The organism is Candidatus Manganitrophaceae bacterium, assembly GCA_016200325.1.
In the GTDB taxonomy this organism is placed as follows: domain Bacteria; phylum Nitrospirota; class Nitrospiria; order SBBL01; family Manganitrophaceae; genus Manganitrophus.
This window is the reverse complement of sequence record JACQEZ010000019.1, coordinates 339,067-359,721: the sequence shown is the minus strand read 5'-3', so window position 1 is coordinate 359,721 and position 20,655 is coordinate 339,067. Positions and strand designations below refer to the sequence as shown.

Sequence of the window (20,655 nt, the reverse complement as noted above, 5' to 3'; positions counted from 1 at the left end):
ATTCGTTTCATCCCCCAGAGAAATACCAGGAGCCGGGCACTATATTCTTGAATCTCAAAATTCAAGACTTGACCCCAAGATCTTTACGAAGCCTATTCCTCTCCTTCAATTTGGCAACAGGCTGTTGCCGGATTATCCACCCCTTCGCCGGGATCGGAGTCTCGGCAACAACTTGTTGCCAAAATGGATGAGCGGCAAGGGGTAGAATTGATACGGAAGGCTGTTGAAGAAATTCCATGGGGGCACCACCTTTTGATTCTCAACAAGATCCAAAAACCCGCTGTCCGCTTTTACTACCTCCGCGCCACGGCGCGGTTCGGCTGGAGCCGCAACGTCTTGCTGAATCAAATCAAGGCCGGGGCGTATGAGCGGTCTCTCAAAGAGGGGAAGGCGCACAACTTCCCCGCCGCCCTGCCGGAGCAGTTGGCCGAGCAGGCGGAGGAGGCGCTGAAGAGCAGCTATAATCTCGAATTCCTCGGCCTCGGCCGGGTGGTGAAAGAGCGGGAACTGGAAGATCGATTGATCGACCGACTGCGGGATTTCATCCTGGAGTTGGGTTATGGATTCTGCTTTGTCGGCCGCCAGCATCGCCTGACGCTTGGGAAGAAGGAGTATTTCCTCGACCTTCTTTTTTATCACCGCTTTCTCAAGGCGCTGGTGGCGGTGGAGTTGAAGGTGGGCCCGTTTGAGCCGGAGTATGCCGGCAAAATGGATTTTTATCTGAACCTGCTCAACGAAAAAGAGCGCGCCTCCGACGACCGTCCCTCCATCGGGATCATCCTTTGCGCGGAGAAGGACAATTTGGAAGTGGAGTTTGCCCTGAAAACCAAGACCAACCCGATCGGTGTTGCGGAGTATCAACTTCAGCCGCGGCTCCCCGCCGAGTTCAAAGGAAAGCTGCCGAGCCCGAAACAACTTTCCAATGCGTTACGGAGTGAGTTGACGGATGGATCCTGACTCCGATTGCTCATTCGTCATTCCTAATTGACCGATTGCCTCCGTACATTTCCGGTTGATCTTTTTCTCCGATTTGATATAGTAAGCCATTCGTTTCATCCCCCAGAGAAATACCAGGAGCGGGCTCCATCATTTTTATTCAGTCGTATTGTTAGGAGTCATCAATGAGCCCTGAGACCCATTCCCAGCTTGCCAATTTTATTTGGAGCATTTGCAACCTGCTCCGTGGTCCTTACAAACGGAACGAGTACCGCAAGGTTATTCTGCCGCTCACTGTCCTCCGCCGCTTCGATTGTCTGCTTGCTCCGACGAAGGCAGAGGTGCTGAAGAAGCACGCCGCGATCAAAACAAAACCGGAGAACGTCGTCCGAAGCCTGCTTCAGAAGACGACAGGCCGCCCGTTCTATAATTTATCCAAGCTCGATTTCTCCACACTTCTTGACGACTTCAATCAGCTTGCCCCTAATCTCAATAGCTATATCAATAAGTTTTCCAAAAACGTTCGCGATATCATGGATCGCTTTGCGTTCGATCAGCAGATTGCCCGCATGGCTGAAAAGAATCTGCTCTATGAAGTGATCAAGGCGTTCGCGAGAGTCGATCTTTCCCCTGAGCGAGTGGACAACGTTCAGATGGGCTATGTCTTTGAAGAACTCATCCGGATCGGCGCGGAACAGGCGAACGAGGAAGCGGGGGAGCACTTCACCCCGCGCGAGGTGATCAAGCTGATGGTCAACCTGCTTCTCTCACCGGAGAAAGATCTTCGCCGCAGTCACGTGGTGAAGACCATCTTCGATCCTGCCTGTGGAACGGGCGGTATGCTCTCCGTGGCCGAGAAATATATCCGAGATCTCAACTCGGAGGCCAACCCGCACCTTTTCGGCCAGGATTGGAACGACGAAGCCTGGGCTGTCTGCAAGTCGGACATGCTGATCAAAGGGGAAGACGCCGACAACATCGTCCTTGGTGACAGCTTTGCCAAAGATGGTTTTGATCGAGACAAGGAGGGGAAGAAGCGCACCTTTGACTACATGCTGGCGAATCCTCCCTTCGGCGTTGAGTGGAAACAGCAGGCGCAATTTATCGAAAACGAGCACCGCACCCTCGGCTACGAAGGCCGTTTCGGCGCGGGGCTGCCCCGGATCAATGACGGCTCGCTTCTGTTCCTTCAGCATATGCTTTCCAAGATGCGGACGCTCAAAGAAGGCGGCAGCCGAATCGGGATTGTCTTTAACGGCTCTCCGCTCTTTACCGGCGATGCGGGAAGCGGCGAGAGCAACATTCGCCAATGGATCATTGAGAATAACTGGCTGGAGGCCGTGGTCGCGCTGCCCGACCAGCTTTTCTACAATACCGGCATCTCCACTTATATCTGGGTGCTCACGAATCGGAAAGAAAAAGAACGCAAGGGGAAAATTCAGCTTATCGACGCGCGCCAATTCTATGTGAAGATGCGGAAAAGCCTCGGCAACAAGCGCAACAAGATCGGCGACAAAGAGGAGGGCGAACCCGACCAGATCGGCGAGATTACCCGGGTCTTCGGAAATTTCCGCGACGGCGAGACCCGCGCGTTCATCATTGACGGGCTCCAGAAGACGCTTGTCGTGAGCAAAATCTTCGACAATGCTGATTTCGGGTTCCACAAAATCACCGTCGAGCGTCCATTGCGGCTCAACTTCCAGACCACGGAGGAACGGATCGCGCGGATCGCGGAGGAGGGCGGGTTCAAGAATCTCGCCGCCAGCAATAAGAAGAATGAAAAGATCAGGCTCCAGGAGATCGCGGCCGGGAAGGACCGGCAAGAAACAATCCTCGCGCTACTCCGCGCGTTTGGTAAGGCCAATGGCCAGAAGCTTTACAAAGATCGCAACGCCTTCCTGACCGAACTCCATGAGATGGAACGAGAACAGAATGTGCGCCTCGCCTCCCCGGAACTGAAGGCGGTGCTGAGCGCTCTTAGTGAGCGGGACGAAACCGCCGAGATCTGCCGCGGCCGTGACGGCAAACCGGAGCCAGATCCCGAACTGCGAGATACCGAAAGCGTGCCCCTGAAGGAGAACATCGAGGCGTACTTCAAGCGCGAGGTGCTGCCGCATGTCCCGGATGCCTGGATCGATCACAGCAAGACCAAAGTTGGCTATGAGATTCCGCTCAACCGTCACTTCTACCGATATGAACCGCCGCGGCCATTGGGACAGATCGAGTCGGAGATTAAGACATTGGAAGATGAGATCCTGGACTTACTCAAGGATGTGACGAAATGAGACACGCGACCTACCCAAAATACAAATCGAGTGGAATTGAATGGCTAGGCAACGTGCCTTAGCATTGGGAGGTGAAGAGGCTCAAGACATCTGCCAACTACTGGGTTAGTAGTGTGGACAAAGTGCCGTCGGAGGATGAACTACCTGTTCAACTCTGTAATTACACTGATGTCTACTATAACGAATTCATTCGCCCTAACATGGGTCTTATGGAGACGACTGCGACCCCGGAGGAAATTCGCCGGTTTGGGCTTCGTGTTGGGGATGTCGTCATCACGAAGGATTCAGAGGAGTGGAACGATATCGCAGTCCCCGCACTTGTAGAGGAGTCTGCCCCCGACCTGGTATGTGGCTATCATCTTGCCATTGTGCGACCACATGCGACAATACTCTTGGGTCGTTATTTACTGCGTGCTTTCCAGTCTTGCGCTATCAACCAACAGTTCCAGATCTCAGCAAGTGGTGTGACGCGCTATGGTCTGCCGAAGAGCGCAATTGGTGATGCGTGGATACCAATTCCTCCTATTAAGGAACAGCAAGCGATCTCGGAGTTTCTGGATAGACAGATGGCCAAACTAGATGGACTTGCCGGGATGAAACGCAAGGTAATGAATGACGAGACAGATGGGCTATTTGCTTCTCTGCTCAAACTCCTACAGGAATACCGTACCGCCCTGATCACGGCCGCCGTGACGGGAAAGATCGATGTCCGAAAGGCCGCTTCGGCAAGCAGCGCCTTGACGTAAGTCGGCGCGATCGCTAGAGTACAGACATGATGCGAGTGGATGTCAAACCGGAATTGCTCCGCTGGGCGCGCGAGCGCGCGGGGTTCAGCCTCGATGAGCTGATGGGCCGGTTCCCCAAGCTTGATCTCTGGGAAGTCGAAGAGGCTAAGCCGACCCTCAAACAGTTGGAGAAGTTTGCCAAGGCGACTTACACGCCGATTGGGTTCTTGTTTCTCCCCGAACCTCCCGTTGAGGAAATCCCGATCCCCGATTTCCGCACCATCAATAATGAATCAATTGCGCGGCCCAGCCCCAACCTCCTGGAGATGATCTATCTCTGCCAGCAGCGGCAGGCGTGGTATCGCGAGTATGCAGGATTCGCCGGCATCGAGCCACGCCGGTTCGTCGGCTCCGTTCGTCTCGACAGCCCGGTGGAAGAGACGGCCGAGCAGATGCGGCAGGCGCTCCGGTTCGATCTCGACGCGCGCCGCGATTGCCCAACGTGGACCGAAGCGCTGCGTCACTTCATCGCGCAGGCGGACGCATTGGGCGCGCTGGTCATGTGCAGCGGCGTTGTGCTGAATAACAACACCCGACGGCTCGATCCGAACGAGTTTCGCGGATTTGCAATGGCCGATGCTCTGGCGCCGTTGGTGTTTATCAATGGCGGGGACACCAAGGCGGGGCAGATGTTCACCCTCGCCCATGAGCTGGCCCACCTATGGCTTGGGGAGTCCGCCCTCTCGAATTCCGATCCCGCGGAGGTGATAGATAGTCCGCGAAACGTGCCAGCCGCCGGGTACGCTGTGGAAAGATGGAGCAATCAGGTCGCTGCGGAATTGCTGGTGCCGTTGCAAATGATGCGGGATGAGTTTCGAGCGGACGAAGATCCGGCGCTGGAAATCAGCCGGCTCGCGCGGCGTTTCAAGGTCAGCACGCTCGTCATCATCCGCCGGATCTTCGACGCGGGAGGGTTCTCGCGAGCGGAATTTCATCAGGCATATGCCGCAGAGTTGGAGCGGCTGCTTGCGCGGCCGGCGGGAAGCGGCGGAGACTTCTACCTCACGCAGGCGGCGCGTGTCAGCAAACGTTTCGCGCGTGCCCTGGTCGAGAGCACGCTGGAAGGCCAAACCCTCTATCGTGACGCGTTCCGCCTGCTCGGAATCTCGAAGATCGAAACCTTCCACGAGTTGGGCCGAAGCCTGAGGTTCCGCATCTGATGGGATACCTCCTTGACGCCAACATCTTTATCCAAGCAAAAAATCTGCACTACGGATTCGACTTCTGCCCTGCGTTTTGGGATTGGCTGGCCGCCGAAAATGCGGCGGGAAATGTCTTCAGCATCGAGCGCGTGGGCGACGAGCTCCTCGCCGGGAACGATGGCCTTGCGAAATGGACGACCGCGCGCGGGGCCGGTTTTTTCAGGCCGCCCGACGCGGAGATGTTGCCCGCTCTGAACAGGGTGAGCACCTGGGTCACCGGCCAAGGATACAGCGCCGCCGCGGTCAATGCATTCTTACAGCTCGCCGACTACTATCTTGTCGCCCAAGCGCTCGCGCACGAACATACCGTGGTCACGCATGAAGTCGCCGCGGAAACCGTGCGTAAGGTCAAAATCCCGAACGTCTGTATCGGCTTGAGTATCAAGTGCATGACACCTTATGAAATGCTGCGTAGAGAACGGGCGCGATTTGTCCTCGGCGCAAAAGGGGCGTGACGGCATGTCGCAAACCACCGAACGGGCCTTTGAAGCCTATGTGGGAGAAACCCTCCTGGTCCGCGCCGGTTGGACAGCCGGAGCGAAAATAGAATGGGACGGGGAGCGGGCGCTCTTCCCGGCGCAGGTGTTCGCCTTCCTTCAAGAGACCCAGCCGAAGCTCTGGGCCGAAATGAAAGGCCTGCACGGCGAAGGGCTGGAGCCGATTCTTATCTCAACCCTCGTCAAAGAACTCGACCTTAAAGGAACGCTCCATATTCTACGCCACGGGTTCAAGTTCTACGGAAAGACCTTCCGCCTCGCCTACTTCAAACCCGCCCACGGATTGAACTATGAAACGTTGGCGCTCTTCGAAAAGAACCGCCTGACGGTGACCCGGCAGGTGCCCTGCCATCCCGGGAAAAATGACACAATCGATCTGCTCTTTGCGGTGAACGGTCTGCCTGCGGCCACCTGCGAGTTGAAGAATCCCGGCACCGGCCAGAACTGGCGCCATGCGGTCAAGCAGTATCGAGAAGATCGCGACCCCCGCGCGCCGCTGTTCCAGTTCAAGTCGAGGGCGTTGGTTCATTTCGCCGCCGACCCCGACGAAGTTCATATGACGACCTGCCTGCGAGGGGAAGCGACTCACTTCTTGCCCTTTAACAGAGGCAGCCATCCCGGTGAAGTCCAGTGCGGTGCCGGCAACCCGCAGCACCCTTCCGGCTATCGAACAGGTTACTTCTGGGAGGAAGTCTTGCCGTTCGACAGCTTCCTCGATATCCTCGGCCACTTCATGTTTCTCGAAAAGAAAGAAGAGAAAGTGGATGACGGTCAAGGAGGCAAGCGGCGGATCACCCGCGAGACACTGATCTTTCCCCGTTATCACCAGCTTGACGCCGTTCGGAAAGTTGTGTCGGAGACGCGGCAAGAGGGACCCGGCCAATACTATCTGATCCAACACTCCGCGGGGAGCGGGAAGACGAACAGCATTTCGTGGCTGTCGCACCGGCTGGCGAGCCTTCACAATCAGCAAGACCAGAAAGTATTCGACTGCGTCATCGTGATCACCGATCGCCGCATACTGGACCAGCAGCTTCAAGACGCGATTTATCAGATCGAGCATGCCCAAGGGGTCGTGAAGGCGATTGATGAAGATTCGAAACAGCTAGCGGCGGCCCTGGTCGATGGAACCAAGATTGTGATCACCACATTGCAAAAGTTCCCCTTCGTCCTGCGTGGCCTGCTCCATGTCGCGGGCGCGGAGAGTCGAGAGAAGGCGACGGAAGAAGAGAAGCAGCAAGCCAAGGCGTGGGAAGCGGCGATCGCAGCAAGAAAATACGCGGTGATTGTAGATGAAGCCCATTCGAGCCAGACCGGCGAGACAGCGCGGGAGCTGAAGGCAATTCTCGGCGCTGCGACAGAAAGCGATGAGGAGGAAGCGGATTGGGGAGACCGGCTAAACCAGGTGATGCAGTCCCGCGGACCTCAACAGAATCTTAGTTTCTTTGCCTTCACTGCAACGCCGAAGGGGAAAACGATCGAGCTGTTCGGCCGCGTCGGCGCGAGCGGCAAACCGGAAGCGTTTCATATCTACAGTATGCGGCAAGCGATTGAAGAAGGCTTCATCCTCGATGTCCTGACAAACTATACAACGTACAAAACGTATTATCGATTGCTGAAAGCAGCCGAAGAGGACCCAAAGCTCCCGAAGAAAAAAACAGTGCGGGCGCTTGCTAAATTCATGAGCATTCATCCTTACAGTATTGAGCAGAAGACCGAAGTGATGGTGGAGCATTTTCGCTGGAGCGTAAAGCACCGGCTCGGTGGGCGTGCCAAGGCAATGGTGGTCACCTCTTCGCGGCTGCACGCTGTGCGGTACAAACTCGCTTTCGATCAATACATTGCGGAGCATGGGTACACTGATATCCGTCCACTTGTCGCCTTCAGCGGAACCGTCAAAGATCCGGACACGGAGCAAGAATACACCGAGCCTGGGATGAATATAGACCTGGTGACGGGTAAACCGATCAGTGAATCACAACTTCCCGAACGCTTCGATTCTCCTGACTATCAGATCTTATTGGTCGCAAATAAATATCAAACCGGCTTTGACCAGCCACTGCTCCACACGATGTATGTTGATAAGCGGCTCGACGGTGTTCAGGCGGTGCAGACGCTCTCTCGCTTGAACCGGATGATTCCGGGAAAGGACGTTCCGTTCGTTCTCGATTTCGTCAATGATGCGGAGAATATTTATCGAGCGTTTAAACCGTATTATGATAAGACCGGTCTTCAGGAGCCATCCGATCCATCCAAGCTGGAGACGCTGAAGCACGAACTCGATCAGGCTCAGGTCTATCACTGGAGCGAGGTCGAAGCCTTTGCGCAAATCTTCTATAAGCCCGCCGAGCGCCAGACGCCCTCCGATCATGCCCGGATGCAGCGCCACCTTCAACCTGCAGTGGACCGCTTCAAAGCGATTACTGACGAAGAGAAGCGGAGAGAATTCCGAGAGAAGCTGGGCGGGTATGTAAAGGTATACGCTTTCTTGAGCCAGATCATTCCGTATACCGATCCCGAACTGGAGATGCTATACAGCTATGGAAAGTTCCTACTTCCACATCTGCCGTTGAATCGTGACGAGCAAATCGTGAGAGTGGGTGAGGAAGTAGGTCTGCAATATTATCGGCTTGAACGTGTTTTCTCCGGAGCGATCGAATTGAAGGAAGGGGACGCGCAGTATGTGAAAAGTCCAACGGAAGTGGGAACCGGCAAGGCAAAGGACGAGAAAGCGCCGCTATCCGAGATCATTCAGGTTTTGAACGAACGCTTCGGCACGCAGTTCACCGAGGAGGATCGACTTTTCTTTCAGCAGATTAAGGAGAAAGCCTGTAAAGACGAGCACGTGATCCAGACCGCCCTTGCTAATCCACTCGACAAGTTCGAGCTCGGTATTCGGAAGTTGATTGAAGACTTCATGATCGAGCGCATGGTCGAGAACGATAAGATCGTCACGCGCTATATGGCGGACCACGAGTTCCAAGGTTCTGCATTTCAAATTCTTGCGAAGGAAATTTTTGAAGCGGTTCGTGGAGGTAAACGGGTAGATTCGGATACGCCCACTGGAATTTAATTCAGAATAGAAAACGGATACAAGTCTGCTTTTGTTCGTAAGAAAAACCAGAGCAGATCAAACCCACTCGCGAGACCTAGCACCGATGAGATAGTCAGCCGGTTGTAATCTTAGGTCCAACGCGGGAGTAGCGCAGTGGTAGCGTAGGAGCTTCCCAAGCTTTAGGCCGCATTGGGAGGAGTTCGATCTCTTGTACAAAGGAGTTTTCAATGGCTGAATTAACTCGGCGTCGGCGAGGAGAGTACATCCAAAACATTTTCGAAATTTTGATGGTGAATCCTGATGGGCTTCCTGCAATGATCGTCCTGGACATGCTCAGCCGAAAAATTAATCTGACTACGTTTGAAAAGAGTACGTTTCCCAAGCAGCCGAACGTCCGCCGCTTCGAAAAAGGGGTTCGATTTACAACGATTTCTTCCGTAAAGGCGGGCTGGCTCGTAAAGGATAAAGGTCAATGGACTATTACAGAAGAAGGAAAAAAAGCATACGAAAAGTTTAGAGATCCTGAAACCCTTGCTGGGGAGGCAGAGCGGTTATATCGCCAATGGAGGAGGAGCCAACCAGAAGAAGAGCCGGAAGTCGAGAGCGAATCTGCCGGTGCGACGACAACCTTAGAAGAGGCGGAGGAGAGTGCTTGGGTCGAAATTCAAGAGCATCTTTCTAGAATAAGCCCACAAGATTTTCAGAATCTTGTGGCAGCTCTCCTTCGAGGCATGGGCTATCACGTTTCTTGGGTTGCCCCACCGGGCCCAGATAAAGGAATCGACATTATCGCTTATAACGATCCGTTGGGCATTCAAGGTGCTCGTATCAAAGTTCAAGTGAAGCGGCGGTCAGATAAAGTGACGGGTGATGGGGTTCGGGCCTTCTTAGCTACGCTTGGAGATGGTGATGCAGGTATCTTTGTCTCGATGGGCGGTTTCACAAGCGACGCAGAGTCAACTGCGCGAGGGCAGGAGAAGAGACGTATTATGCTTGTGGACCTTAAACGATTATTCGACCTTTGGGTTGAACATTATGAGAAGATCCCAAAAGTTCAAAGGCGCTTACTCCCTCTCAGGGCTGTTTATTTCTTTTCTCCTTCTGATTAACCTTAATTGAAGGAGGTTAGTGCTCTTGATAGATTCTCAAAATACAAGACTTGCCCCATTTTACGATTGACCTCTTCCTTGATTCCTAGTTCCTAAATGACCCGGTTTCCAGCTTACTTAAGAGATTGCTTCATATTATAATTCAGCGCATACTTGCAAACAGATATCAAAGATAGATTTACAAATAGAACATAAGATTCCGAGAAACTCGAATTATTTGGAGGCCCGATGATGGCCAGCACGAATCGAATCGAGATGAGCCCGAAGGTGATGCTGGGGAAACCGGTGATTCGCGGAACCCGAATTACTGTAGAACTGATCCTCAGGAAGTTGAGCGAGGGCGCCACCGAGACGGACCTTTTAGATGCTTACCCCAAATTGACGCGCGAAGATATTCAGGCTGCAGTCGGCTATGCGGCCGATACGGTGGCCCACGAAGAGACGATCCTCTTAGAAAAACCGAAACGACCGATCCGAAAATAAAGTATGCGGTTTTTAGCGGATGAAAGTTGCGACTTTACGATTGTTCGTGCCAATTCGAATCAGCCGAACCCCATAAGAGATTCTGGACATCTCGGGCGCTCTAACCGGTAGCGCTCACGTTGCAAGGACCACTTGTGAGAATCTTTATTGACTTATCGTTTTGGGAGATTTGAGAAGAGGTAAAAATCATGAAGACAAAAACCGAGATTCTTCAGATTCTCCGGATGATGAAGCCGAAGCTGGCGGCCGAATACAACGTGAAGACCATCGGCATCTTCGGTTCCGTGGTACGCAACGAAGCCCACCGAGAAAGCGATATTGATGTGCTGGTCGAATTCGAGCCGCCGATCGGACTGTTCAAGTTTCTGGAACTCGAAGAACTTCTCAGCGAACGGCTGGGAGGCAAAGTGGATCTGGTATCAAAGAAGGCGCTGAAGCCGGAAATCGGGCGCACGGTTCTGGCCGAGGCGGTGCTGGCGTGACCCGAAATTATCGTGACCACGTGGCCGATATCCTCACCTGTTTTCTGGAAACGCAGGAGTTCACGCAGTCGGCATCGAAATCCTCAACGCATCGAAACGGATGGAGAACCCTCGCTCGCTTGAATATGCCCTCGCTTGAAAGGAAGACACTTCCTCAAACACCTGAGAAGGAAACAGGTTCCTTTTAAATGAACCCCACCTGGATCACCGGTGTTGGCCCTTGATTAAGAAGGCCCGCGCAGACTACCCTTTTTTCTTGACGCAGCGCGGATCCGCATTCTGAATCTCCGCGATTTTCTGATCGTCGAAGGGAAGCGGGGCGCACCCATGCCCTTTCTCGCAGACGAAATCGAACTTCTTCGCCGGCACGTGACAGCTCAAGCAGGGAAGGTTGACCGAAAGATTTTTCACCTGATCGCCCCGGTCTCTGATCTTTGTCCCCTGCTCGGAGAGATCGAGCGCAAAGAACTCCCAGCCGTTCGTGTTGGGAAATTTGTCGTGCGGATGCTTCACCATCGCTTCGGCCGGAACCAGCTGCAGAATCGTGCCGACCGGATACTCCGCGTCGGGCACACGGTCTTGAAGAATCCGCATCGCCTCTTTCTGCTTCGCCGGATCGGCATGTCGGACAAACGTGTTTCGGACCTTCGGCAAGCCGATGACGCAGCCAAAGTCTTTCTCGGAAATAGTGATATCCTCCGCCGCCGCCCAAGAGGCGAGGCAAAGGATCAATCCGACCGCCAGAAAACCCCATCGAAGGGGAAGGGAAGATCGCCTAAAGACAATCATCAGAGAACGCATCGGGGCCGCTCCTTATATAGGGTGGGCTTACGAATCGATTGGAACAAGCAGGTCGATCTGGAAGAATCAATGAGGAAGACGCGCCGTCTTAAGACCCCCGCGTTTCCGCCGCGGGATCGAAGGCACCTCCCTTTCTAACACATCCTATACGCTAGATCAAATAAGAAAGGCGAGGCGACGGGATGAACCGTTCGGCGCTGACACCGCTGACGGCTTCATGGTATACTCGCGGAAATAAAAAGGGGTCGGCTGATGCATCCAGAAGCGGAACGTTTAGACGAAGTAAAAAGTTTTATTGTCGAGCTGGTTCGGCGCGGGGGCGAGGCCCTTTCCCGCGACGCGATTCGCGCGGCGCTGCAGGAACATCCGTTGATTCCCCTCTGCTACCGGAGCGAGGCGCCGGACCTCCTGCCGTTCGAGCGCGCGGCCAAGCAGAAAAATTTCAACAAGCTGGTCGATGAATATTTGATTGAGCTGGTCCGCGACGGCGCGCTCGTCTATGATCCCTCGAAGAAAGGCTACCTCGGCTGAGGAGGATCGGCCGGTCCCGAGCGTTTCGAACATCCCATGAAGACCAAGCCGGATGAAAAGCGGTCGTTCCGACCGGCTCCCAACTGGCTCCCAAGGAGGTCGATCACGACCCCTCTTCCTGGAACCCGCCGGCCCGATAGGTCAGGACCAACGTATCCCGATAGCCCCCCTCCGCCGTCGGGAGAATCGGCGTCGATTCGTGTATTACCCGCGTGTCGTCTAGGAGCAGCAGCGTCCAGGGCTCCGTGAGCGTAAACCGCTTGCCGTTCGAGCCGGCCGCTTCGAAGATCCGGCTCTCCCCCCCTTTGATATTCACCCGCCCCACCAAAAAGATCGCTACAAAATCGACCCCATCGCGGTGCGCCCCTTCCGGCGTCGGCCGGCCGATGCCGTGCGCCGTGTCGATCCGGAACTGGTGCGCCTCGACATACCAGGGCTGCGGATTTTTCATCTCTGAGCAGATCTGACCGATCGCCTGAAGCAGCGGCGCCCAGACCGGCGCCGCGACGGTCGCCGGCGCGATCGGCTCGAAGAGCCGCTTCATCCCGCCATGCAGGGCATTGTAGTCGAGCGGCTGCCAATGCGCCCGGTGGGGCACCTGCTTGACGTCGATGCCGTCGACGACAAAAGAGGCGTGCCGCCGGCGCCGATAGCGGCCGCTGTCTTTCAGGTAGGCATCGAACGGCAGGTCGTTCCAGCTCGGCTGGAGCGCTTCCAAGTCCGCGGGCTGACAGCGTGCGAGCGCGCAGACGCCGGCGGGGGGGAGGACGGCATAGCCGTGGGCGCGCAGCGCCTTCGGCAGCTGGTCGGGGGGTGAAAAGGGGGGAGAGAGAATCGTGGTCGGCATGGTTGATCTCGGGAGCGGAGCCTCGCAAAAAAAGAAATTGCACAGCGGACGGAGCAAGAGGATACCCCCAAATGCGATCGAAATCAATGGCTGCCTAAGTTCGTGGGGTTTTACCCCACCCCCCACCGTGGGGGCCGACTGCCCGGCCCCCTCCGGCCTCCCCGTGCAGCCGGGGGGAGAGATCCCCCCCGGCTCCCCCCTTACGGTCACAACTTGCACCACGCGCGGGAGGGCACCGCGGATGGTGCTTCGACAGGTGACCTGATTCGGTCGATGGGACGTCTGATATAAAACGCGGCAGGGTGGGGGGGGCGTGGTGCGCCCTTGACGCGCAGGCGCTTACGCCCCTTTTTAATTCAAACACAAAGAACACTAGATTAGGACGGTTCTTGACCGGAGGGGGCGAGCGGATCTTCCTTCTTTCCTCCTTCCGGCAGGAGGGGTATAATCGCTCTCCGTGTCCGAATGGAGAGCGGCAAGATCGGGATGGCTGCTCAGATGCGGCAAGGGGCGAAGCGCTCGCCTTGCAAGCAGATATCCTACGGAAGGGTTTTGATGAATCTCATTATTCTGGAGCGGAGTGAAGTCGGCGATTCCGGCGAGGTGACCCTGTCGGGGCCCCGCGCCGCGCATCTGCTCAATGTCCTGAAGGTCGTGTCGGGAGAGGGGGTGCGGGTCGGGCTCCTCGACGGTCCGTGCGGCGTCGGCACCGTGCAGTCGGTCGGCGAGGGGACCGTTCGACTGCGTTGCGCCTTCGACGGAGCCGTTCCGCCCCGGCCGCGGGTCGACCTGCTCCTGGCGCTTCCCCGGCCGAAGGTGATGCGGCGGATCTGGGCCCAGGTCGCCGCCCTCGGCGTCGGGCAGATCCTCCTGACGAACGCGGGGCGGGTGGAGCGCAACTACTTCGACACCCACTGGCTCGCGCCGGACGTCTACCGGCCGCTCTTGATTGAAGGGCTGCAGCAGGCGCGCGACACCCGGCTGCCGGCCGTGTCGATCCATCGGCAGTTCCGGGTGCTGGTTGAAGATAGCCTCGACCGCCTCTTTAAAAATGGACTCCGTCTGATGGCCGATCCTGCGGCGGCGCAGCCGGCGAGCGCGGCGGTGCGGGCGGCGAGGGAAGGACCGATTTTGCTGGCGGTCGGGCCGGAGGGGGGGTGGAACGATTTCGAGAGAGAGCTGCTGAAGAAGCATCGGTTCCAGCCGGTCGGCATGGGGCCCCGGACGCTGCGCACCGACACCGCCTGCGTCGCGCTCCTGGCACTGATCCATAATGCGATGGATGCAATGGGTGCAATGGATGCGATGCAGGGAGAATGAAGGGCGGGGGAGGCAGCGAGGAACGACGCCGAACCTTTACGCGGCGCGTGCGCGCGGCGCGTCCGGCCAAAGGTCGCGGATTTCGGCCGGCAAGACGCTCTTCACATCTTTGATCTCGCCCGCGGTGATGCAGTTTTCAAGGAGGGTGAAGACGGCGCGGACCACCTGCTCGGGGTCGACCGCGTCGTCCGCTTTGAATTGCTGATCGATCCGGGCGAGGAATTCCGCTCGATTCCTCACCTTCTGCGGCGTATGGGCAGGGTCCCACCCTTCGTAGTAAAAGCCGCGGATCAGCATCGGAAGCTGTGCGCTGAGCTGCGCCCCCTCCTCCACCGTCAGCCGGTCGCGCAGCGCCTGCAGCGTGGCTCTCAAAGCAAGATAGCTCTGGTGCCGGTCTTCCCAGCCGAGCAGCGCGCCGAGACGGTGGAGCCAGTGGTTGGTTTTCTGCACCGTCCTGTCGAAAACATCCAGACCTGTTATGCTCATCGCCCTCCTCCTCACGAAAAGATCCCTTGGTTCTGTATAGGCGCACTCGGGCTCCGGAGTCAATAACCGGGAGGGATGAGTGAGAGACCGCGTTGGACCCCTTCGATTTAAGTAGCTCAAAAGCAAGGAGGTTGCCGGAGCGCTCTTCCCTGTTTCGACCGGGAGGAGTATAATCGCTTTTCCCATTAATGGAGTGATGAGCGCATGGCCTCGAACGCCACCATTTTTAAAGCGACCCTCCAGATCGCCGATGTCGATCGCCACTACTATCACGACCATGCGATCACCCTCGCCCGCCACCCGTCCGAGACCGACGAGCGGATGATGGTTCGTCTCCTGGCGTTTGTGCTGCATGCGGACGACGCGTTGTCGTTCGGCCGGGGGCTGAGCGCCGAAGAGGAGCCCGATCTTTGGCGGAAGGATTTGACCGGCGTCATCGAGCGTTGGATCGAGGTCGGCCAACCTGATGAGAAAAAAATCCGCCAGGCGTGCGGCCGCGCCGAACAGGTATTTCTCTACACCTATGGCGGCCGGATCGCGGAGCGGTGGTGGGAGCAGAACCGGTCGACCCTCGAACGGCTGAAGAACCTGGCGGTGATGAATCTCCCGTTGGAGGGGAGCCGCGCCCTGGAGAAGCTGGCGCAACGGACGATGCAGCTGCAATGCACGATTCAAGAAGGGGAGATTTTTATCGGGGACGGGAAAGGCGCCGTGCAGCTGGCGTTAACGGCGCTCAAGGGCGCCGAACGCTGATTCATTCCGATCCCTCAACCTAAATTCAAATAGACGAGGACGCCGAGAATGCCCCGTTTGATTTTTATTTTTCTGCTGCTCACCGCCATCACCTTTCTGTTGGGCCGGATCTCCGGAAACTTTTGGCACCGCCGCGCGGCGGGGAAGTCCAAGCCGGCCGGCTCGAGCGACACGCTGGTGCAAGACCCCCATTGTCTTACGTACGTTTCCAGGACCGCCGCGCAGGCGGTCCGAAGAGACGGGGTGACCCACTATTTCTGCGGCCCCGCCTGCGCCGCCGCATTTGAAAAGAAGCAGGCCGAAAAAGATCCGGCGTCGCGGTAGAAAAACCGGCGGATCGCCTGAAGGAAAAGGGGCCCGGTCGTTCGAATAAAAAAGGAGGATGCGATGGCGCATCAAATTGTCTGGTGTGATATTCCGGTCAAAGATCTCGATCGGGCGATCCGGTTTTACGCCGCCGTCCTCGGCGCGCCGGTCAAAAAAGCAACCTTGGGGGAGATATCGCTCGGGCTGTTGCCGTTCGGGGAGGGGGAGGTCGGCGCCTGTCTCTATGTCGCCGACGAGAACAAACCGTCTCTCTCCGGCCCCCGGATCTACCTCAATGTCCAAGGCCGCCTCGACGCGGCGGTGGCGGCGGTGGCGCCGAACGGCGGAAAGGTGGTCGAGCCGAAGAAGTCGATCGCGCCGCACGGATTCCGCGCCGTCGTCGACGACAGCGAAGGAAACCGGATCGCGTTTCATTCGTCCTAGGCGGCCCCCCTTCCGTCGAATTGTTTCTAGGATTGCAACCGTAGAGCGTGGAGATCATGAAGAGATCGATCCCTCTTCGGTGTAGAAATGGCGGCCGACCTGATCTTTTTGGGTTACATCGCTTTTGTCGAGCCGAATCCCCTGAATTGTTTTTGCAAAATAATAAAGGGGAAGAGAGACTGTCACCGGTCTGGACCGCTTTAGGCGGCCGCTGAGGCTTGACTTGCTTCTGTCCTTCACCTATTCTTTGATAAAAAGGGGGAATGATGAATCTTCAACATACCATTAAAGCGATTGTTCGAAAGAGCGAATCGCACTACGTTGCCGAATGTGTTGAGATTCCAGTCGTGACGCAGGGCAAGACACTGGACGAAACCGTTCGGAATCTCCAAGAAGCCGTCGAACTGCACCTTGAAGGGGAGAATCTGACCGAGTTGGGGCTCGCGCCGCATCCGACACTGATTATGACGATGGAGCTGGAATCGCTTCATGCCTAAGTTGAAGCGACTCTCCGGCGAAGAGGTGATTGCAACTTTTGTCCAATTTGGTTTCATGGTCCAAGCCCAACGTGGAAGTCATGTTAAACTTCGTCGGATGATCTCCTCCGGTCATCAGACCCTCACCATTCCGAAGCACCGGGAACTCGATGTCGGAACGCTTCGTGCGATTATCCGGCAGGCGTCCCGATTTATACCAGAAGAGCAACTCCATCCCAAATTCTTTTCATGAAGCAGGTCCGATAGGGGCTAAGCATGACCTCCGGAATCGTCTACTCCACCGAGCAGGGAAAGATGTGTCCCGATTGCGGCGCGCCGATTGCGAAATGCCGCTGCCGCCAAAAGCAGACGGCGCCGAAAGGGGACGGCATTGTCCGGGTTTCGCGGGAGACCCAAGGTCGCAAGGGGAAAGGGGTCACCCTGATTACGGGGGTGCCGCTTCACCCGGAGGGGCTCAAAACCTTGGCGAAGGCGCTGAAGCAGGCGTGCGGGAGCGGCGGGACCGTTAAGGAGGGGATCATCGAAATTCAAGGCGATCACCGCGACGCGGTGGAAGCGGCCCTCCGGCAGAAAGGCTATACGGTTAAACGCGCCGGCGGATAACTCAAGGGAACGCAATGAGAATGAGAATGTGAAACGGGGATTGAAACAAAATAGGTTTAACTTCCTGGGTGATCGGCCCTTCCCTCATTGGATTTTTTTCGCTCCCACTCTTCCCCTTCCATGAAGACCTTCCCGCACTGAACACAGACATAGTCGCCGGTTGCGCCGCCGAGATCGTGTTTTTCTCTTTGAATTTCGGAATGATTGCAAGGTTTGTTGCCCCAGTTTTTTCTAAGCCGCTCTTCTCTATCCATATCGATGATTGACCTTTCTCCTGTGAAAGTATGCTCCACTATACCTTTTTTTGTCGCTTCATACAAATGAGAAGGGGGAGCTGAAAATTCTTATAAATCCAGGTTGACTTTATTTTTAGATCCCTGTATAGTTCAGACAGCTCATTGTAGATGGTGCATCAAAGTAAGTGAAAGCCGCAGCCCTCTCAAAGGACGGCGGCTTTTTTTATTTCACACACGTTGTGGCAGTGGGCTCAAACAAACCATATGGAGAAACACAAATGATCAATGGCAAAGTGAAGTGGTTCAATGGCAGCAAGGGTTACGGATTTATCACGCGCAACGACGGCGAAGCGGATGTGTTCGTCCACTTTTCCGCCATCGCGGGAGAAGGCTACAAATCCCTCGAAGAGGGAAATGAAGTCGAATTCGAGGTGACCCAAGGCCAGAAGGGCCCTCAAGCCACCAACGTGAGACTGATTTCCTAAGCGGAATTTCTTTTGCACGAAAACTGCCCCGACCCGGACCTGCTCCGGTCGGGGCAGTTTTATTTTGATCGGCTTTTCTTTCCGCTGAATCGCCCCCCGAATCGTCCGATCCCCGGCTGGAAGCGCGCCACGAAAAGAGATATACTCTCAAGCGCTCGGCGGAAGATTGAAAGAAGAAAGATCGACGTTCCGAAGGATGGAATCAGACAAAGCACTCGCGCCATCCGCCGGCGTAAAAAGGATTCAGGAGAGAGGGACCCGATGACCGATGCTTCACTGCTTGCGCGCGCCGACGCCCACGTTCGGGACACCCTGACCCTCGCCTTAGCGCACCCGCCCGAGGCTGCCGCCCTCTTGGTCTTCGATGCACAGTCGGATTTGTCGAAGCTCCTTGCGGACGCCTATCGGGCGGCGCTGCCGAATGCCGCGGTGCTGAATTTCGACCAGGTCACGGCGAGCGAGATCTTGGCCGCGGTGAATGCGCTGCCGCCGAAGGCGCTGGTGGCGCTGATTCAATCGACCAGCTTTCGCCTGAATGAATTCCGGTTTCGGGTCGAGCTCTTCAGCCGGGGGTTGAAGGTGATCGAGCATCCGCATCTCGGGCGGATTCCGGAAGGGGAGCTTGCGACCTACATCGACGCGCTGGCGTATGATCCGGACTATTACCGGTCGGTCGGACCGGCGTTGAAAAGACGGATCGATCGGGCGGCCCGGATCGACGTGATCTGCCCGGGGACCGCGCTGGTTTACGACTCCTCCTTTGAGACCGCCAAGATGAACATCGGCGATTACCGGGAGATGAAAAATACCGGGGGGCAGTTCCCGATCGGAGAGGTCTTCTCCGAGCCGAAGGAGGTCCGGCGGGTGAACGGCGCGCTCAAGATCTTCGCCTTCGGAGACACCGACTTTACCGTCCACGCGCCGGAGGAACCCTTCTCCGTCACGATTCAAGAAGGAATCCTGGTCGAGGCGCCCGAGGCGCCCCCGGCGTTTCAGGCCGTGTTGGATCGGATCCGCGCCGAGGAGCGGACGGTCTGGGTGCGCGAGCTCGGCTTTGGGATGAACCGTGCGCTGACCCGCACCCGGCGGCTGAGCGACATCGGCGCGTATGAGCGGATGCTCGGAATCCACCTCTCGCTTGGCGCGAAGCACTCCCTTTATACCAAGCCCGGTTTTCCGAAAAGCGGGAAATTTCATGTCGATGTTTTTGCGGCGGTGGAGCGGGTTGAGATCGATGGAGAGACGGTCTTCGACGGCAGCCGGTATACGGTTTAAAAGAGGTCGAGGGTTTTGTTGCCGATTTTTAATCCCTTTTTGACAGGAGATGGGGATGGATCGATTGATCGCTTTCGTCTTATTGTTTTTCTTCTTATTTGCTGGCTGTGCGACGATGTTTTCCCAAAGGGAAGATACCGTCACGATTAAAACCGAGCCGCCGGGGGCCGAGGTCTATCTTGGGGTCGAGCCGCTTGGGACGACGCCGCTGACCCGCACCTTTAAGCGGAGTACCTTCGAGCAGAAAAATCTCAATATCCGGAAGGAAGGGTACAAAACAAAGGAGCTTCCGTTGATGCGGACGGTGGAGCCGGTGGCGCTCTTTAATTTTGGGTTTTTTACCACCACCGGCGGAGCGACCAGCTGGGGCATCGACGCGATGACGGGGGCGATGACGAAGTACGATCCTAATTCCTACTACATTGACCTCGAGCCGGAAGAGAAGCGGTCAAACCTTCTGGAGGACCACCGGAGAAGCCGGGCCGCTTTCGTCATCTCGAACCACCACCGGTTTAAAGAGGAGATTGCCCGGGGAGGAGGAGCGTACCTCTCGGCCTATTATCAGATCCGCCGGCGGCCGGAGCGGTATGACGCTTTTCTCCAACGGCTCCGAGACGCGGCCCCAGCGCTCCTCTCTCAAGAGGATGGGGTCGACTTCTACCACGCTTTGGAAGCCCGCCTTCATTAAGGCATTTGAATGAGAGAGCCGAATGCGCCGGCTGTGGTGGGTTGCGCCGCTTCGGAGGGTGTCAGAAATGGATCGGCCTGCGGCGGCCCGATTGACAGAAAGCGGTTGATCCCTTATCCTCCCTTTGGGGCTGCCCCCGCAACCTTCAATGGAGGGATCGATGTTCATGAAATCGTTTGCGCCCCAAACCTATGCCTTGATGCGGATCGCCGTCGGACTTCTCTTTTTGTGGCATGGCAGCCAGAAGTTGCTCGGCTTTCCGGTCGCGGCGCCGGCGGGGCTTCCCGGATTCATCGTGGCGATTGCCGGTCCGATCGAGCTGATCGGCGGGACGCTGGTGATGATCGGCCTCTTCACCCATGGGGCGGCATTCCTCTGCAGCGGGCTGATGGCGGCGGCCTATTGGATGATGCATGGAACGCAGGCGCTTTTTCCGATCATCAACCACGGAGAGCTCGCCGCCCTTTACTGCTTCGTCTTTTTATACATCTCCGCCGCCGGCGGCGGCCTCTGGAGTGTCGATGCGGCGCTGCGCCGGGAGTAGACGAA

The 20,655-nt window shown here is 56.5% G+C and carries 23 protein-coding genes, 1 tRNA gene and 1 pseudogene; 22 read left to right on the top strand and 3 right to left on the bottom strand.

Annotated features, from left to right (window positions below; genetic code table 11):
- The first annotated feature begins 204 nt into the window (after positions 1-204).
- The 10 genes and pseudogenes from HY282_16625 to HY282_16580 all read left to right on the top strand — a co-directional run bounded on the left by HY282_16625 (position 205) and on the right by HY282_16580 (position 10,834).
- A pseudogene (locus tag HY282_16625) lies at positions 205-957 on the top strand (DUF1016 family protein).
- A gap of 164 nt (positions 958-1,121) precedes the next feature.
- Positions 1,122-3,221, top strand: a complete 2,100-nt coding sequence (locus HY282_16620; protein MBI3805374.1) for an SAM-dependent DNA methyltransferase — start codon at positions 1,122-1,124, stop codon at positions 3,219-3,221.
- Between the two features lie 71 nt (positions 3,222-3,292).
- Positions 3,293-3,967, top strand: coding sequence for a hypothetical protein (locus tag HY282_16615; GenBank protein ID MBI3805373.1), 675 nt, complete (start codon positions 3,293-3,295; stop codon positions 3,965-3,967).
- A 26-nt stretch (positions 3,968-3,993) separates the two neighbouring features.
- Complete coding sequence (locus tag HY282_16610; protein ID MBI3805372.1) at positions 3,994-5,166, top strand: ImmA/IrrE family metallo-endopeptidase; 1,173 nt, start codon at positions 3,994-3,996, stop codon at positions 5,164-5,166.
- On the top strand, positions 5,166-5,663 hold the full coding sequence (locus HY282_16605) for a DUF4411 family protein (protein MBI3805371.1): 498 nt from the start codon (positions 5,166-5,168) through the stop codon (positions 5,661-5,663). Before HY282_16610 ends, HY282_16605 begins: the two co-directional genes overlap by 1 nt.
- Before the next feature lie 4 nt (positions 5,664-5,667).
- Positions 5,668-8,778, top strand: a complete 3,111-nt coding sequence (locus HY282_16600; protein MBI3805370.1) for a type I restriction endonuclease subunit R — start codon at positions 5,668-5,670, stop codon at positions 8,776-8,778.
- Between the two features lie 121 nt (positions 8,779-8,899).
- Positions 8,900-8,973 (top strand) — tRNA-Gly (locus HY282_16595).
- A gap of 14 nt (positions 8,974-8,987) precedes the next feature.
- The gene (locus tag HY282_16590; protein ID MBI3805369.1) at positions 8,988-9,869 is read left to right on the top strand and encodes a restriction endonuclease; all 882 of its coding nucleotides are present in this window, start codon (positions 8,988-8,990) and stop codon (positions 9,867-9,869) included.
- Positions 9,870-10,100: 231 nt separating this feature from the next.
- Positions 10,101-10,352 (top strand): DUF433 domain-containing protein, encoded by a 252-nt coding sequence (locus HY282_16585; protein ID MBI3805368.1) that lies wholly within the window; start codon positions 10,101-10,103, stop codon positions 10,350-10,352.
- A 188-nt stretch (positions 10,353-10,540) separates the two neighbouring features.
- A complete protein-coding gene (locus HY282_16580) occupies positions 10,541-10,834 on the top strand; it encodes a nucleotidyltransferase family protein (GenBank protein ID MBI3805367.1) in 294 nt (97 codons plus the stop codon).
- Positions 10,835-11,077: 243 nt separating this feature from the next.
- Here HY282_16580 and HY282_16575 read toward each other — a convergent pair whose 3' ends face one another.
- Entirely contained in the window at positions 11,078-11,635 is a 558-nt protein-coding gene (locus tag HY282_16575; protein MBI3805366.1) for a hypothetical protein, read from the bottom strand.
- 252 nt (positions 11,636-11,887) lie between these two features.
- On the opposite strand from HY282_16575, the gene HY282_16570 reads away from it, so the two are divergent.
- The gene (locus HY282_16570) at positions 11,888-12,166 is read left to right on the top strand and encodes a hypothetical protein (GenBank protein ID MBI3805365.1); all 279 of its coding nucleotides are present in this window, start codon (positions 11,888-11,890) and stop codon (positions 12,164-12,166) included.
- A gap of 103 nt (positions 12,167-12,269) precedes the next feature.
- Here the strand turns inward: HY282_16570 and HY282_16565 are convergent, their stop codons facing one another.
- A complete protein-coding gene (locus HY282_16565; protein MBI3805364.1) occupies positions 12,270-13,013 on the bottom strand; it encodes a 2OG-Fe dioxygenase family protein in 744 nt (247 codons plus the stop codon).
- Positions 13,014-13,568: 555 nt separating this feature from the next.
- Between HY282_16565 and HY282_16560 the strand changes: the two genes are divergently transcribed.
- The gene (locus HY282_16560) at positions 13,569-14,333 is read left to right on the top strand and encodes a 16S rRNA (uracil(1498)-N(3))-methyltransferase (GenBank protein MBI3805363.1); all 765 of its coding nucleotides are present in this window, start codon (positions 13,569-13,571) and stop codon (positions 14,331-14,333) included.
- Between the two features lie 36 nt (positions 14,334-14,369).
- Here HY282_16560 and HY282_16555 read toward each other — a convergent pair whose 3' ends face one another.
- A complete protein-coding gene (locus HY282_16555) occupies positions 14,370-14,819 on the bottom strand; it encodes a DUF2267 domain-containing protein (GenBank protein ID MBI3805362.1) in 450 nt (149 codons plus the stop codon).
- Between the two features lie 204 nt (positions 14,820-15,023).
- Between HY282_16555 and HY282_16550 the strand changes: the two genes are divergently transcribed.
- The 10 genes from HY282_16550 to HY282_16505 all read left to right on the top strand — a co-directional run bounded on the left by HY282_16550 (position 15,024) and on the right by HY282_16505 (position 20,650).
- Positions 15,024-15,572, top strand: a complete 549-nt coding sequence (locus tag HY282_16550) for a YaeQ family protein (protein ID MBI3805361.1) — start codon at positions 15,024-15,026, stop codon at positions 15,570-15,572.
- 48 nt (positions 15,573-15,620) lie between these two features.
- Positions 15,621-15,896, top strand: coding sequence for a hypothetical protein (locus HY282_16545; protein MBI3805360.1), 276 nt, complete (start codon positions 15,621-15,623; stop codon positions 15,894-15,896).
- A 63-nt stretch (positions 15,897-15,959) separates the two neighbouring features.
- Positions 15,960-16,322 carry a VOC family protein gene (locus HY282_16540; GenBank protein MBI3805359.1) on the top strand — a complete coding sequence of 121 codons (363 nt, stop codon included), beginning with the start codon at positions 15,960-15,962 and terminating at the stop codon, positions 16,320-16,322.
- 266 nt (positions 16,323-16,588) lie between these two features.
- Entirely contained in the window at positions 16,589-16,819 is a 231-nt protein-coding gene (locus HY282_16535; protein ID MBI3805358.1) for a type II toxin-antitoxin system HicB family antitoxin, read from the top strand.
- Positions 16,812-17,051, top strand: a complete 240-nt coding sequence (locus tag HY282_16530) for a type II toxin-antitoxin system HicA family toxin (protein MBI3805357.1) — start codon at positions 16,812-16,814, stop codon at positions 17,049-17,051. The genes HY282_16535 and HY282_16530 overlap by 8 nt, the downstream gene beginning before the upstream one ends.
- Before the next feature lie 23 nt (positions 17,052-17,074).
- On the top strand, positions 17,075-17,422 hold the full coding sequence (locus HY282_16525) for a translation initiation factor Sui1 (protein MBI3805356.1): 348 nt from the start codon (positions 17,075-17,077) through the stop codon (positions 17,420-17,422).
- Positions 17,423-17,936: 514 nt separating this feature from the next.
- Positions 17,937-18,143, top strand: a complete 207-nt coding sequence (locus HY282_16520) for a cold-shock protein (GenBank protein MBI3805355.1) — start codon at positions 17,937-17,939, stop codon at positions 18,141-18,143.
- A 261-nt stretch (positions 18,144-18,404) separates the two neighbouring features.
- Positions 18,405-19,418 carry a hypothetical protein gene (locus tag HY282_16515; protein MBI3805354.1) on the top strand — a complete coding sequence of 338 codons (1,014 nt, stop codon included), beginning with the start codon at positions 18,405-18,407 and terminating at the stop codon, positions 19,416-19,418.
- A 55-nt stretch (positions 19,419-19,473) separates the two neighbouring features.
- A complete protein-coding gene (locus tag HY282_16510) occupies positions 19,474-20,106 on the top strand; it encodes a PEGA domain-containing protein (GenBank protein MBI3805353.1) in 633 nt (210 codons plus the stop codon).
- A 148-nt stretch (positions 20,107-20,254) separates the two neighbouring features.
- A complete protein-coding gene (locus HY282_16505) occupies positions 20,255-20,650 on the top strand; it encodes a DoxX family protein (protein MBI3805352.1) in 396 nt (131 codons plus the stop codon).
- Positions 20,651-20,655 lie beyond the last annotated feature (5 nt).

Bases quoted from the DNA above. Each gene is read 5' to 3' on its own strand.
- HY282_16620 (MBI3805374.1), top strand. From the start codon at position 1,122: ATGAGCCCTGAGACCCATTCCCAGCTTGCCAATTTTATTTGGAGCATT.
- HY282_16610 (MBI3805372.1), top strand. From the start codon at position 3,994: ATGATGCGAGTGGATGTCAAACCGGAATTGCTCCGCTGGGCGCGCGAG.
- HY282_16605 (MBI3805371.1), top strand. From the start codon at position 5,166: ATGGGATACCTCCTTGACGCCAACATCTTTATCCAAGCAAAAAATCTG.
- HY282_16600 (MBI3805370.1), top strand. From the start codon at position 5,668: ATGTCGCAAACCACCGAACGGGCCTTTGAAGCCTATGTGGGAGAAACC.
- HY282_16590 (MBI3805369.1), top strand. From the start codon at position 8,988: ATGGCTGAATTAACTCGGCGTCGGCGAGGAGAGTACATCCAAAACATT.
- HY282_16585 (MBI3805368.1), top strand. From the start codon at position 10,101: ATGGCCAGCACGAATCGAATCGAGATGAGCCCGAAGGTGATGCTGGGG.
- HY282_16580 (MBI3805367.1), top strand. From the start codon at position 10,541: ATGAAGACAAAAACCGAGATTCTTCAGATTCTCCGGATGATGAAGCCG.
- HY282_16575 (MBI3805366.1), bottom strand. From the start codon at position 11,635: ATGCGTTCTCTGATGATTGTCTTTAGGCGATCTTCCCTTCCCCTTCGA.
- HY282_16570 (MBI3805365.1), top strand. From the start codon at position 11,888: ATGCATCCAGAAGCGGAACGTTTAGACGAAGTAAAAAGTTTTATTGTC.
- HY282_16565 (MBI3805364.1), bottom strand. From the start codon at position 13,013: ATGCCGACCACGATTCTCTCTCCCCCCTTTTCACCCCCCGACCAGCTG.
- HY282_16560 (MBI3805363.1), top strand. From the start codon at position 13,569: ATGAATCTCATTATTCTGGAGCGGAGTGAAGTCGGCGATTCCGGCGAG.
- HY282_16555 (MBI3805362.1), bottom strand. From the start codon at position 14,819: ATGAGCATAACAGGTCTGGATGTTTTCGACAGGACGGTGCAGAAAACC.
- HY282_16550 (MBI3805361.1), top strand. From the start codon at position 15,024: ATGGCCTCGAACGCCACCATTTTTAAAGCGACCCTCCAGATCGCCGAT.
- HY282_16545 (MBI3805360.1), top strand. From the start codon at position 15,621: ATGCCCCGTTTGATTTTTATTTTTCTGCTGCTCACCGCCATCACCTTT.
- HY282_16540 (MBI3805359.1), top strand. From the start codon at position 15,960: ATGGCGCATCAAATTGTCTGGTGTGATATTCCGGTCAAAGATCTCGAT.
- HY282_16535 (MBI3805358.1), top strand. From the start codon at position 16,589: ATGAATCTTCAACATACCATTAAAGCGATTGTTCGAAAGAGCGAATCG.
- HY282_16530 (MBI3805357.1), top strand. From the start codon at position 16,812: ATGCCTAAGTTGAAGCGACTCTCCGGCGAAGAGGTGATTGCAACTTTT.
- HY282_16525 (MBI3805356.1), top strand. From the start codon at position 17,075: ATGACCTCCGGAATCGTCTACTCCACCGAGCAGGGAAAGATGTGTCCC.
- HY282_16520 (MBI3805355.1), top strand. From the start codon at position 17,937: ATGATCAATGGCAAAGTGAAGTGGTTCAATGGCAGCAAGGGTTACGGA.
- HY282_16515 (MBI3805354.1), top strand. From the start codon at position 18,405: ATGACCGATGCTTCACTGCTTGCGCGCGCCGACGCCCACGTTCGGGAC.
- HY282_16510 (MBI3805353.1), top strand. From the start codon at position 19,474: ATGGATCGATTGATCGCTTTCGTCTTATTGTTTTTCTTCTTATTTGCT.
- HY282_16505 (MBI3805352.1), top strand. From the start codon at position 20,255: ATGGAGGGATCGATGTTCATGAAATCGTTTGCGCCCCAAACCTATGCC.